The organism is Streptomyces sp. NPDC050433, assembly GCF_044458565.1.
Classification (GTDB): domain Bacteria; phylum Actinomycetota; class Actinomycetes; order Streptomycetales; family Streptomycetaceae; genus Streptomyces.
In genome coordinates this window covers 127,515-140,340 of the sequence record NZ_JBITIB010000002.1, presented here as the reverse complement: position 1 = coordinate 140,340, position 12,826 = coordinate 127,515, and the positions used below count along the sequence as shown (strand labels likewise).

The 12,826-nt window shown below is 71.8% G+C and carries 9 protein-coding genes; 2 read left to right on the top strand and 7 right to left on the bottom strand.

Features of this window, described 5'->3' with window-relative positions:
• Window positions 1-143: 143 nt before the first annotated feature.
• A complete protein-coding gene (locus tag ACIBLA_RS03400) occupies window positions 144-791 on the bottom strand; it encodes a response regulator (protein WP_399197640.1) in 648 nt (215 codons plus the stop codon).
• Window positions 782-2,002: a sensor domain-containing protein gene (locus tag ACIBLA_RS03395; protein ID WP_363242906.1), complete on the bottom strand. Its 1,221-nt coding sequence runs from the start codon at window positions 2,000-2,002 to the stop codon at window positions 782-784. The genes ACIBLA_RS03400 and ACIBLA_RS03395 overlap by 10 nt, the downstream gene beginning before the upstream one ends.
• A 108-nt stretch (window positions 2,003-2,110) precedes the next feature.
• Between ACIBLA_RS03395 and ACIBLA_RS03390 the strand changes: the two genes are divergently transcribed.
• Entirely contained in the window at window positions 2,111-3,619 is a 1,509-nt protein-coding gene (locus ACIBLA_RS03390) for a serine hydrolase domain-containing protein (protein WP_399197639.1), read from the top strand.
• 65 nt (window positions 3,620-3,684) lie between these two features.
• On the opposite strand, the gene ACIBLA_RS03385 is transcribed toward ACIBLA_RS03390, so the two are convergent.
• From ACIBLA_RS03385 to ACIBLA_RS03365, 5 genes are all read right to left on the bottom strand, one after another.
• Window positions 3,685-4,836 (bottom strand): XdhC/CoxI family protein, encoded by a 1,152-nt coding sequence (locus ACIBLA_RS03385; protein ID WP_363242909.1) that lies wholly within the window; start codon window positions 4,834-4,836, stop codon window positions 3,685-3,687.
• Between the two features lie 78 nt (window positions 4,837-4,914).
• On the bottom strand, window positions 4,915-6,375 hold the full coding sequence (locus ACIBLA_RS03380) for an NCS2 family permease (protein WP_399197638.1): 1,461 nt from the start codon (window positions 6,373-6,375) through the stop codon (window positions 4,915-4,917).
• Between the two features lie 150 nt (window positions 6,376-6,525).
• Window positions 6,526-8,910 (bottom strand): molybdopterin cofactor-binding domain-containing protein, encoded by a 2,385-nt coding sequence (locus ACIBLA_RS03375; protein ID WP_363242912.1) that lies wholly within the window; start codon window positions 8,908-8,910, stop codon window positions 6,526-6,528.
• A gap of 2 nt (window positions 8,911-8,912) precedes the next feature.
• A complete protein-coding gene (locus ACIBLA_RS03370) occupies window positions 8,913-9,536 on the bottom strand; it encodes a (2Fe-2S)-binding protein (RefSeq protein ID WP_399197637.1) in 624 nt (207 codons plus the stop codon).
• Window positions 9,537-9,538: 2 nt separating this feature from the next.
• Window positions 9,539-10,429, bottom strand: a complete 891-nt coding sequence (locus ACIBLA_RS03365; protein WP_363242914.1) for a xanthine dehydrogenase family protein subunit M — start codon at window positions 10,427-10,429, stop codon at window positions 9,539-9,541.
• A 320-nt stretch (window positions 10,430-10,749) separates the two neighbouring features.
• On the opposite strand from ACIBLA_RS03365, the gene ACIBLA_RS03360 reads away from it, so the two are divergent.
• Window positions 10,750-12,471: a PucR family transcriptional regulator gene (locus ACIBLA_RS03360; protein WP_399197636.1), complete on the top strand. Its 1,722-nt coding sequence runs from the start codon at window positions 10,750-10,752 to the stop codon at window positions 12,469-12,471.
• Window positions 12,472-12,826: the final 355 nt, after the last annotated feature.

Sequence of the window (12,826 nt, the reverse complement as noted above, 5' to 3'; positions counted from 1 at the left end):
GCTGGGCCCGACTCGGATCATTGCGAAGTCAGGTCCGGGGCGGTCGGCTTTACGTGGCGTTTGGTGGACGGCGGCATCGCGGAGCGGGGCATGGCGTTCTCGGCGGCGATGTCCTTGACCGGGACCGCGCGACCGGGCGTGCGTCAGGTGCGCAGGTACGCCAGGACGGCGAGGACACGGCGGTGGCCCTCGCCGTCCACCCGCAGGTCCAGCTTCTGGAGGATGGCGCTGACGTGCTTGTTGACCGCCGCCTCCGTCACATACAGATGGCGCGCAATCGCCGCGTTCGCGCGCCCCTCCGCCATCAGGGAGAGCACTTCGCGCTCCCTGGGAGTGAGCCGCTGGAGCGGATCCTGTTGCCGGTGCAGGAGTTGGCGTACGACCTCCGGGTCAACGACCGTCTCACCGGCCGCGACGCGGGTGACCGCGTCGACGAACTCCGTCACCGCGCTGACCCGGTCCTTGAGCAGATAGCCGACGCCGCCGTCGCTGCCGAGGTCCAACAGGCGGGCGGCGTAGGACTGTTCGACGTACTGGCTGAGCACCAGGACGGGCAGCGCGGGGTGTTCGCGGCGCAGGGCGACGGCGGCGCGCAGGCCGTCGTCCGTGTGGTCCGGCGGCATGCGGATGTCCGTGACGACGATGTCGGGGCGGTGGCCGCGGACCGCCGCGATCAGGCTGTCCGCGTCGCCGACCTCGGCGGCGAGCCGGTGGCCGAACCGGGTGAGGACGCCGACCAGGCCGTCGCGCATCAGCGGGGAGTCCTCGGCGAGGACGACGGTCAGCGACACGGGATCTCCACGTGCAGCAGGGTGGGCCCGCCGGCCGGGCTGGAGATCCGGAGTCTGCCGTCGGCCGCGGCGATCCGGTCGGCGAGGCCGACCAGACCGGTGCCGGCCGTCGGATCGGCGCCGCCCACGCCGTTGTCGGTGATGCTGAGGGTCAGGACGTCGGCGTGCAGCCGGGCGTGCACCTCGGCGCGGGTGGCGGCGCTGTGCTTGGTCGCGTTGGCGAGGGATTCGGCGACGACGAAGTACGCGGCGCTCTCCACGGCGGCGGGCGGGCGGTGCGGCAGCCGGATGTCGACGGCGACCGGCAGGGCCGAGCGCGCGGTGAGATTGCCGACGGCCTCGGGCAGTCCGTGGTCGGTCAGCGCCTTGGGGTGAACGCCCCGGCTCAGCTCGCGCAACTCGTTGACGGCCAGGGCGACTTGTTCCTGCGCGGTGTCGAGCTGCCGGGCCATGGGCGAGTCCGGCTCCGCGTCCAGCCGGGCCATGCCGAGCAGCACGTTGAGCGAGACGAGCCGCTGCTGGGCGCCGTCGTGCAGATCCCGCTCGATCCGGCGGCGCTCAGCGTCGAAGGAGCCGACCAGCCGGGCGCGGGAGGCCCGTACCTCGGTCAGCTGCCAGCCGAGTTCACCGTCGCGCGGCGCGAGGATCGCGCGGGTCATGGCCGCACGGGCCCCGGCCCAGACGGTCAGGGTGTACGGCGCGACCGGCACCAGGCACACCGCGACGACCACCAGCGGCCAGGCGCCCGGATCGTCGACGGGTGAGGTGGCGAGGAGTACGGGGACGGCGAGCGACAGCCCCAGTACGAGCGCGTCCATCCACCACATCGCGGCCAACGACGCGGCGGTGAAGCCCAGTTCACGCCAGGTGGCGGGCTCCCGGAGCCGGGTGGCCAGCCAGCCGCGAAGTCCGGGTTCGGCCGGCGGGCGGTGCGGGTCGGGGAGCGGGTCGGGGTCCATCAGCCGCAGCCGCCGGCGCTCGACGCGGCTGACGACGATGCCGGACAGGCTCACACCGAGGAGGAGTACGGCGCCGACGCCGACGATCAGGGAGACGACACCGGCGAGGGTCATCGCGGCCAGGACCGTCAGGACGAGCGCGCCGAAGACGCCTCCGGACAGGAGGTAGAGGAACGACCGCCAGGGCCAGGCCGAGGTGAGGAATGTCCACGGGCTCTGGGAGACGGCCCGCAGCGCTGTTGTGTGCTGCACCCATCGACCGTAGCCGCTGGTGGCGGGCCGGACAGTAGGACCAGCACTACCTTCGGACTCCCGTGCACGCCAATGTGCCGGACCCCCGGCCGGCGGTGGGATACCGGCATGTGGATCAGAACGAAGAAACAGGGTCCCTCGCCGGCGGGGCGGCTGACGGCCGCGCTCGGCCTCACCGTCGTGGCGCTGGCGGGCCTGACCCCCGCGGCGCTCGCCGACCCGGCCCCCGCGAACGCCCTCACCCCGGCGGCGATAGACCGCTTCATGGACGACTACCTGGAGGAGACCGGGCTCCCCGGCGCCGTGGTCGCAGTGACCCGTGGCGGCGACGTCGTCCACACCGCCGGATACGGGCACTCCGCCGGCGGGCGGCCCATGACCGGGCGGACCGAGGTTCCCGTGGCCTCGCTCTCCAAGTCCATGACCGCGCTCGCCGTCATGCGGCTCGTGGAGGAGGGGAAGGTAAACCTCGACCGGCCGGTGCGGAGCTATCTGCCGGAATTCACCATGGCCGACGAGCGCGCCGCGCGGATCACCGTCCGGCAGTTGCTCAACCAGAGGTCCGGCATGGCCGATTCGGCCTTCCCCGATCTCACTCTTCCGCAGGCGCACACGCTGAAGGGCTCGGTAGCCCGGATGCGCGGGGCCCGTCTCGCCGCCGAGCCGGGGACCCGGTGGAGCTACCACAACCCCAACTACTTCGTCGCGGCCCGGCTGGTGGAGGTGGTCGCCGGGGAGCCGTTCGCGGACTACCTCCGTACGCGGGTGTTCACGCCCCTCGGGATGACGGACTCGCGCTCCGTCGACTCGACCACCGACATGCCGGAGGACGCGCGGGGGTACGTGCGGGCGTACGGCCGCGTGGTGCAGCGCGGGCACCCGCGCTGGTTCACGGCGGGCGGGCACGGGGTGGTCACCACCGCCGACGACCTGGCGCGCTGGCTGATCGCACAGAACAACGGCGGCGTGGCCGCCGACGGGCGCCGCGTCGTCTCCGCGGGGAGCGTCGACGTCATGCACACCCCGCCGAAGGGCGAGCGGTACGCCATGGGCTGGTCGCTCGGCGAGGCGAACGGGGACGAGGAACCGCCGCTCCAGCACACCGGTCAGCTGCTGACCCGGAACGCCATCCAGATACTGCTGCCGGAGCGGAAGATCGGCATCGCCGTCGTCAGCAACACCGGCATGCTCTCCGGCGACGACAGCGCGGGGATCGCGGACGGCCTGCGCGACCTGGCGGAGGGCAGGTCGCCGGAGATCCGGGAGCCGTTCACCATGACCGCCGACTGGGTCCTGGCCGCGCTCACGCTGCTCGCGCTGGGTCTTGGCACGCTCGGCACCGTACGGGCGAAGCGCTGGGCACTGCGCGCGGCCGGGCGCCCGCTGTGGCGTGCGGGTGCGCGGGCGCTGCCGTACGCGGCCCTGGTCGCGCTGTTCCCGTCGCTCCCGGAGCTGATGGGCCTGCTGATGCGACGCGAGGGCACGCTCGACCAGGTGCTGTACGTGTGGCCGGCGCTGTACATCTACTGCGCGGCGGCGTCGCTGGCGGCAACCGTGGTGATCGTCGTGCGGGCCGTCCACACGGTCCGTACGGTCCGGGCCGCCAGGGCGTGTTGAGAAAGTAGCGCCGTCCGCCCGTAGGGCAGGCGGGACTTTCGCAGCACGCCCTGGGCGAGTGACCTTCAGGCGACGGAGCCGATCCGGCCCGTGGGCGGTCGGCCGGCGTCGTGGTGGATCGGGGTGTGGGCGCCGGTCAGGGAGACGCCGGTGCCGCCGCGCCGATTCGCGACGATCTCGGCGGCGATCGACAGGGCGGTCTCCTCGGGCGTACGTGCGCCGAGGTCCAGGCCGATGGGGCTGCGGAGCCTCGCCAGTTCCAGTTCGGTGACGCCGACGCCGCGCAGCCGCTCGTTGCGGTCCAGGTGGGTGCGCCGGGAGCCCATGGCGCCGACGTACGCGACCGGCAGTCTGAGGGCGAGTTCCAGCAGGGGGACGTCGAACTTGGCGTCGTGGGTCAGGACGCAGAGCACCGTACGGCTGTCGGTCTCCGTCGACTCCAGATAGCGGTGCGGCCAGTCCACGACGATCTCGTCGGCCTCCGGGAAGCGGACGCGGGTCGCGAAGACGGGGCGGGCATCACACACCGTGACGCGGTAGCCGAGGAACTTCCCCACCCTGACCAGGGCGGACGCGAAGTCGATCGCACCGAAGACGATCATGCGCGGCGGCGGCACGCTTGACTCGACGAGCAGGGTCAGCGGGCGTCCGCAGCGGGAGCCGTCCTCGCCGATCGTGACGGTGCCGGTACGGCCCGCGTCCAGCAGGGCGCGGGCCTCGTCGGCGGCTGCGCGGTCCAGCTCCGGATGGCCGCCCAGCGTCCCCTCGTACGCTCCCGCGGGGCGTACGAGGAGCGCTCGGCCGCGCAGCTCCGGGGGCCCGTCGGTGAGCCGGGCGACCGCCGCGGCCTCTCCTCGGGCGGCGATGGACAGCGCGGCCCGCAGGACCTCCCTGCCGGGAGAGTCCGCGCGCTGCGGGGTGACGAGGATGTCGATGACGCCGCCGCAGGTCAGGCCCACGGCGAAGGCGTCCTCGTCGCTGTAGCCGAAGGTCTCCAGGACGGTCTCGCCGTCGTCCAGGGACTGCCGGCACAGGTCGTAGACCGCGCCCTCCACACATCCGCCGGAGACCGAGCCGATCGCCGTGCCCTCGCTGTCGACGGCGAGTGCGGCGCCGGGCTGGCGGGGCGCGCTGCCGCCGACGGCCACGACCGTGGCGACGGCGAAGTCGCGTCCCTGCTCGACCCACCGGTTCAGTTCTTCGGCGATGTCCAGCATGTCGGCCTCCTCTGGTCTCTCAGTATCGGATGTGCGGAGGGTCGCTGCCTGTCAGGTAAACGACGTCAGCTCACGGCGTCAGCTCACGCCGAGCCAGCCCTCGATCGGGTGGAGCGCGAAGAAGACAAGGAAGATCACGGTCAGCGCCCACATGAACGCGCCGATCTCCCGGACCTTGCCCTGGGCGGTCTTGATGGCGACGTAGGAGATGACACCGGCGGCGACACCGGCGGTGATCTGGTAGGTGAACGGCATGATCACGACGGTCAGGAAGACCGGGACGGCGACGGCGCGGTCGTTCCAGTCCACGTGCTTGGCGTTCTGCATCATCATCGCGCCGATGACCACCAGGGCCGCCGCGGCGACCTCGCCGGGGACGACCTGGGTGAGCGGGCTGAAGAACAGGCACGCGGCGAAGAAGAGGCCGGTGACGACGGAGGCGAAGCCCGTACGGGCTCCCTCGCCGACCCCGGTCGCGGACTCCACGAACACGGTCTGGCCGGAGCCTCCGGCGGCCCCGCCGATGACTCCGCCCGCGCCGTCGACGAACAGCGCCTTCGACAGGCCGGGCATCCGGCCCTGGTCGTCGGTGAGCTTGGCCTCCGTACCGACACCGATGATGGTGGCCATCGCGTCGAAGAAGCCGGCGAGCACGAGCGTGAAGACGATCATGCCGACCGTCATCGCGCCGACCTCGCCCCAGCCGCCGAACTCGACGTCCCCGAAGAGGGAGAAGTCCGGCATGGAGACGGCGCTGCCGGTCAGTTCGGGCGGTCCGCTCGTCCAGGCCTTGGCGCCGACGACGCCGGTGGCGTTCAGTACGGCGGCGACAACCGTGCCGGCGACGATGCCGATCAGGATCGCGCCGGGCACGTCACGGGCCTGGAGCATGAAGATCAGCAGCAGCGTGACGGCGAAGATCAGGACGGGCCAGCCGGCCAGCTCGCCCGCCGGGCCCAGGGTGACGGGCCCGCCGCCCTGCGAGGCGTGTACGAAACCGGCCTTGACCAGGCCGATCAGCGCGACGAACGTACCGATGCCCATGGTGATCGCGTGCTTGAGCGCGAGCGGGATCGCGTTCATGATCATCTCACGCAGGCCGGTGACGACCAGAAGCATGATCACGACGCCGTACATCACGCACATGCCCATGGCCTGCGGCCACGTCATGCTGGGCGCGACCTGTGTGGAGATCACGCCGGAGACGGAGAGCCCGGCGGCGAGGGCCAGCGGGACCTTGCCGACGAAGCCCATCAGGAGGGTGGTGACGGCGGCGGCGACGACGGTGGCGGTGATCAGCGCGGGCTGGCTGAGCACGTTGCCCGCGACGTCCTTGCCGCCCAGGATCAGCGGGTTGAGCAGCAGGATGTACGCCATGGCCATGAAGGTCGTGACGCCGCCGCGTACTTCACGCGCCACGGTGGATCCCCGCTGGGATATATGGAAATAACGGTCGAGCCAGGACCTTCCGGCCGAGGGACGCGAGCCTGGGCCGGCGTCCTCGGCGGTGGTCCCGGGCCGTACGGACTGGTGGGTCATGATCCCTACTCCCAAGGTTCACAGGGGCACCCGCGAAGAGACTTCCGATGCGGGATTTGGGTGGGCTGCACGACCCGGGGGACGGCCCGAGGCGAACTGGGTTTCTCTACAAGGGTGTTGCGTGTCAGGTGCGTCGGTTCGCACTCCCGTTCAGGTGCCGGTCAGGTGCTCCGGCCGTACCGGTGTCCTGTTCAGCTCCAGACCCGTGGCGGCACGGATCGCCGCGAGCACAGCCGGAGTTGACGACAGGGTCGGTGCCTCGCCGATGCCACGCAGCCCGTACGGCGCGTGTTCGTCGGCGAGTTCGAGCACATCGACGGGGATGGTCGGCGTGTCGAGGATGGTCGGGATCAGATAGTCCGTGAAGGACGGGTTGCGCACCTTCGCGGTCTTCGGGTCGACGATGATCTCCTCCATGACCGCCACGCCCAGGCCCTGGGTGGTGCCACCCTGGATCTGGCCGAGGACGGAGAGCGGGTTGAGCGCCTTGCCGACGTCCTGTGCGACGGCCAGCTCGACCACCTTGACCAGGCCCAGCTCCGTATCGACCTCGACCACCGCGCGGTGCGCGGCGAACGAGTACTGGACATGGCCGCGGCCCTGCCCCGTACGCAGGTCGAAGGGTTCGGTGGGGCGGTGGCGCCACACCAGCTCCAGATCGACCGACTCCCCCTCCAGGACGTCCACCAGATCGGCCAGGACCTCGCCGCCGTCGGTGACGACCTTGCCGTTTTCGAGCAGCAGCTCGGCCGTGGCCCAAGCGGGGTGGTACGTACCGAACTTGACGCGGCCGATCTCCAATACCCGCTCGCGGACGTGCTCGCAGGTGTTCTTGACCGCGCCGCCCGTGACATACGTCTGACGGGACGCGGAGGTCGAACCGGCGGACCCCACACGGGTGTCGGCCGGCTGGATCGTCACCTGCGCGACGCCCAGTTCGGTGCGGGCGATCTGCGCGTGGACGGTGACGCCGCCCTGGCCGACCTCCGCCATCGCGGTGTGCACAGTGGCGACCGGCTCGCCGCCCACGACCTCCATCCGCACGCGGGCGGTGGAGAAGTCGTCGAAGCCTTCGGAGAAACCGACGTTCTTGATGCCCACCGCGTAACCCACACCGCGTACGACGCCTTCGCCGTGCGTGGTGTTGGAGAGCCCGCCGGGCAGCGCCCGTACGTCTGCCGCCTCGCCCGCCGTGAGCCACTGCCGCTCGGGCGGCAGCGGGCGCGCCTTGACGCGGCGCAGCAACTCCGCGACGGGGGCGGGCGAGTCGACGCGCTGACCGGTGGGCAGGAGGGTGCCCTGCTCCATCGCGTTGAGGCGGCGGAACTCCACCGGGTCCATGTCGAGCTCGGCGGCGAGCTTGTCCATCTGCGCCTCGTAGGCGAAGCACGCCTGTACGGCTCCGAAGCCGCGCATCGCGCCGCAGGGCGGGTTGTTGGTGTAGAGGGCCAGGGCCTCGATGTCGACGTCCTCGACGACGTACGGGCCGACGGAGAGCGAGGAGGCGTTGCCGACGACGGCCGGGGACGCGGAGGCGTACGCGCCGCCGTCCAGCACGATCCGGCACCTCAGGTGCGTGAGCTTGCCGTCCTTGGTGGCCCCGTGCTCGTACCAGAGCTTGGCCGGGTGGCGGTGGACGTGCCCGAAGAAGGACTCGAAGCGGTTGTAGACGATCTTGACGGGTTTGCCGGTGCGGAGCGCGAGCAGGCAGGCGTGGATCTGCATCGACAGGTCCTCACGGCCGCCGAAGGCGCCGCCGACGCCGGAGAGCGTCATCCGGACCTTGTCCTCGGGCAGGCCGAGGACGGGGGCGATCTGGCGGAGGTCCGAGTGCAGCCACTGCGTGGCCACGTACAGGTCGACGCCGCCGTCCTCGCCCGGCACGGCGAGGCCGGACTCCGGGCCGAGGAACGCCTGGTCCTGCATGCCGAAGACGTACTCGCCGGAGACGATCACGTCGGCGCGCCCGGCGGCCTCGTCGGCGTCGCCTCGCACGATGGGCTGGCGGTGCACGATGTTCGGGTGCGCTACGTGCTCCGCGTGGTGGTCGTCGCGGTTCTCATGGACCAGCGGCGCGCCCTCGGCCGTGGCGGAGGCCTCGTCGGTGACGAGCGGCAGGTCGGCGTAGTCGATACGGATCTTGGCGGCGGCGCGGCGCGCGGTCTCGGGGTGGTCGGCGGCAACGATCGCGACGGGCTCGCCGTGGTGGCGGACCTTGCCGTGGGCGAGGACGGGGGTGTCCTGGAACTCCAGGCCGTACCGCCGTACGTCCGTCGGCAGGTCGTCGTAGGTGAGGACCGCGTGGACGCCGGGGGTGGCCAGGGCCTCGGCGGTGTCGATGGACCGGATCTCGGCGTGCGCGACGGTGCTGCGCAGGGTGTGGCCCCAGAGCATGTCCTCGTGCCACATGTCGGAGGAGTACGCGAACTCGCCGGTGACCTTGAGGGTGCCGTCGGGGCGGAGCGTGGACTCGCCGATACCGCCCTTGGTCTGCGAGCCCTGTGTGATGTCGGTGGGTGTGCCCGTGGTCGCCATGGTCAGACCGCCTCGGACTGCCGGGCCGCCGCGAGGCGCACCGCGTCGAGGATCTTCTCGTAGCCGGTGCAGCGGCAGAGGTTGCCGGACAGCGCCTCGCGGATGTCCGCGTCGGACGGCGAGGGGTTGCGCTCCAGCATCTCGTCGGCGGTGACGAGCAGTCCGGGGGTGCAGAAGCCGCACTGGACCGCGCCCGCGTCGATGAACGCCTCCTGGATCGGAGAGAGTGTGGCACGCGGGAAAACGCCTCCACCCTCGCCGGTCTGGGAGTCGGTTCCCCCGGTGCCCCTGGCCTGCCACCGCCGGGCCTGCTGGAGGCTCGTACCGCAGCCGCCGCCGGAGGCGCACGAGTCGCCCGGATGCGTGTCGGCGCGGTGCTTCGCGTAGTCGGCCAGGCCCTCGACGGTGACCACGTCGCGGCCTTCGGCCTGACCGGCCGCGACGAGGCAGGCGCAGACGGGCACGCCGTCGAGGCGGACCGTACAGGAGCCGCATTCGCCCTGCTCGCAGGCGTTCTTGGAGCCGGGCAGGCCCATGCGCTCACGCAGGACGTAGAGAAGGGACTCGCCCTCCCAGACGTCGTCGGCCTCCTGCGGGCGGCCGTTGACGGTGAAGTTCACGCGCATCGTTATGCAGCTCCTTCAAGCGTGGTGCCGGTGGACCGGTACTGCTCCCAGGTCCAGCCGAGCGTGCGGCGGGCCATGATGCCCACCGCGTGGCGGCGGTACCTCGCGGTGCCGCGCACGTCGTCGATCGGGTTGCAGGCGCCGGACGCGAGGTCGGCGAACTGCTTGGCGACGGACGGGGTGATGACCTTGCCGCTGTCCCAGAAGCCGCCCTCCTCCAGCGCCGCGTTGAGGAAGTCCTCTGCTGCGCGGGCGCGCAGCGGGGTGGGCGCGGCGGAGCCGATGCCGGTCTTCACGGTGCGGCTGTCGGGGTGCAGCGCGATGCCGAACGCGCAGACCGCGATGACCATCGCGTTGCGCGTGCCGACCTTGGAGAACTGCTGCGGCCCGGACGCCTTCTTGATGAGGACGGACTTGATCAGCTCGTCGGGGGCCAGCGCGTTGCGCTTCACGCCCGTGTAGAACTCCTCGACGGGGATGTGGCGGATGCCGCGTACCGACTCCACCTCCACCTCGGCGCCCGCGGCGAGGAGCGCGGGGTGCGCGTCCCCGGCGGGCGAGGCCGCGCCGAGGTTGCCGCCGACGGAGCCGCGGTTGCGGATCTGGGGCGAGCCGACGGTGTGCGAGGCGAGCGCCAGTCCGGGCAGCTCGGTCCGCAGGTGTTCCATGATCCGGGTGTACGGGACGGAGGCGCCCAGCCGGACGTGCTTCTCGCCGACCGCCCACTCGCTCAGTTCGCCGATGCGGTTCAGGTCCATGAGGTACTCGGGCCGCCGGTGGTCGAAGTTGATCTCGACCATGACATCGGTGCCACCCGCGATGGGGACGGCGGTGGGGTGCTCGGCCTTGGCGGCGAGCGCCTCCTCCCAGCCGGCGGGGCGAAGGAAGTCCATACCTGGCTCTCTTCATTCGTGATCGGTCGTTCATGTGATCGGTCGTTCACTGGAGCCCGGGGACGGCCGGAGTCTCGACTGCTGGTCTTTGTCTCATGCGGATATTCACTAGCTGTTAACGCTGTGTGGCCCAAGTACACCGGACCGTGCTCCGTCCGGTGCAGTCACCGAAACCATGAAGGAGTTGCCTGGGCCGCTTCCGGGTCTTGTAGATTCAAACAAATGGCGACGCGGCGAAACGCTCGCGGACCGCCGCAGCACACCCAACGTGCTCACCTACGTGCTCACTCAGGACGACGAGACAGATCGGCGGCGACGAGATGCGGCTGCGCGCCCTGCTGGAAACCGATGCGCTGGGCCTGCGGCTGCTCGGCGGCCAGGACGAGCTGGACCGGACCATACGCGGTGTGATGACCACCGACCTACGGGACCCGAGCCGCTATCTGTCGGGCGGTGAGCTGGTCCTGACGGGCCTGGCGTGGCGGCGTACGCCCGAGGACTCCGAGCCTTTCGTGCGGCTCCTCGCGGGCGCCGGGGTCGCCGGGCTCGCGGCCGGTGAGGCCGAACTGGGCGTGGTCCCGGACGACCTGGTCGGGGCGTGTGCCCGGCACCGGCTGCCGCTCTTCGCGGTGAGCGAGTCCGTCGCGTTCGCGTCGATCACCGAGTACGTGGTGCGGCAGGTGTCCGGCGAGCGTGCCGGGGATCTGGCCGCCGTCGTCGACCGGCACCGCAGGCTGATGACATCGGGTCCGGCCGGCGGCGGGCCGGAGGTCGTGCTGGATCTGCTCGGTACGGACCTCGACATGCGGGCCTGGGTGCTCTCGCCCACGGGGCGGCGGATCGCCGGTGAGAAGCCGCTGTCCGCCGCGGCGGGCGCGGCGCTGGCGGCGGAGCACCTGACGGCTACGCGCGGGGAGCGGCGGGCGCCGTACCGGGTGGAGCTGGGCGGGACGACGTACTCACTGTTTCCGGTACGGGGTCCGGGGGGTGCGGCGGGTGCGGGGGACGTACGCGAGAGTGTCCTGTCGGACTGGCTGCTGGCCGTGGAGGCGGACGCCGGTGAGTGGGGCGCGCCCCGGCTGGATCTGCTCCAGGGCGTCACGCAGCTGATCGCGGTGGAGCGGGACCGGCGGGACGCCGCGCGTGCGGTACGGCGCCGGCTCGCCCAGGAGATCCTGGAGCTCGTCAAGTCGGCCGCCCCGCCCGCGGAGATCGCTGCCCGGCTGCGTGTGGCGGCGCCGGTGCTGCTGCCCGGCCAGGGGACGGCCCCGCACTGGCAGATCGTGGTGGCGCGGGTCGACTGGGAGGGCGAGGGCGACACGGCCGGGGCGGACGGGACCGGCGCCGTCGCCCAGTCGCTGCTTGAGGAGATCCTGGTCGATCCGGCGACGGCGGGCACGGAGCCGGGCGACCGGGTCGCGGTGGCGTACGCGGGCGGCGAGGCGATCGCGCTGGTCCCGATGCCGACGCCGGTGCCGGTGCCGTCCGGCGCCGATGAGGGGGCGGGCGCGGAGGCGAGACCGGCGGACGCGAGACCGGCGGACGCGGGCCTCCAGGCCGATGCGCTGCTGGCGGCCGTACGCGAACCGCTGACCGCCGGACTCGCGGACGACGGCCGGCTGACCCTCGGCGTCAGCGCGGCCGTGCACTCGGCGGAGGGCCTGCGCGGCGCGCTGGAGGAGGCCCGCCATGCCCGCCGGGTGGCCGCGGCCCGACCCGGCCGGGTGTGCGCGGCCGGCCACCACGAGCTGGCGTCGCACGTGCTGCTGCTGCCGTTCGTCCCGGACGACGTACGGCGCGCGTTCACGGCGCGCCTGCTCGACCCGCTGCGCGACTACGACCGCCGCCATCGCGCCGAACTGGTCCCGACACTTGAGGCGTTCCTCGCCTGCGACGGCTCCTGGACCCGCTGCGCGTCCCGGCTGCACCTGCATGTGAACACGCTGCGCTACCGGGTGGGCCGCATCGAACAGCTGACGGGCCGCGACCTGGCACGCCTGGAGGACAAGCTGGACTTCTTCCTGGCGCTCCGGATGAGCTGAGGGGGCGGCACGGCGACTGGTGACCGTCACCCCGTGCCATGTTGACCGCCGTCACCCCTGACGGTCGTGGCGAGATCCAACTGCTCGGCGCGGACCTGGCCGTGGCCGTCCCCGTGGTGAACTCCCCACCGCCCGCCGACGGGTGACTCTCGCTGGTCAGCCCAGGTGACGGCGGTCATGACAGGTCGGTCTGAGGGTGCTCACGGCGGCCTTGACGGAGCGTCCAACGGCCCGTTGTCGACCCCTTGTTGACCAAGGCATTGTGAATTTTTTCACCTGACCTATTGGCCCGGCGTGCCGATCCGTGCTGAGATGCGGGAGAACTCAACAGCACAATGGCGCGCTCGGGGAGGGC

Bases quoted from the DNA above. Each gene is read 5' to 3' on its own strand.
- ACIBLA_RS03380 (WP_399197638.1), bottom strand. From the start codon at position 6,375: ATGACCCACCAGTCCGTACGGCCCGGGACCACCGCCGAGGACGCCGGC.
- ACIBLA_RS03365 (WP_363242914.1), bottom strand. From the start codon at position 10,429: ATGGACTTCCTTCGCCCCGCCGGCTGGGAGGAGGCGCTCGCCGCCAAG.
- ACIBLA_RS03375 (WP_363242912.1), bottom strand. From the start codon at position 8,910: ATGGCGACCACGGGCACACCCACCGACATCACACAGGGCTCGCAGACC.
- ACIBLA_RS03370 (WP_399197637.1), bottom strand. From the start codon at position 9,536: ATGCGCGTGAACTTCACCGTCAACGGCCGCCCGCAGGAGGCCGACGAC.
- ACIBLA_RS03390 (WP_399197639.1), top strand. From the start codon at position 2,111: ATGTGGATCAGAACGAAGAAACAGGGTCCCTCGCCGGCGGGGCGGCTG.
- ACIBLA_RS03360 (WP_399197636.1), top strand. From the start codon at position 10,750: ATGCGGCTGCGCGCCCTGCTGGAAACCGATGCGCTGGGCCTGCGGCTG.
- ACIBLA_RS03385 (WP_363242909.1), bottom strand. From the start codon at position 4,836: ATGCTGGACATCGCCGAAGAACTGAACCGGTGGGTCGAGCAGGGACGC.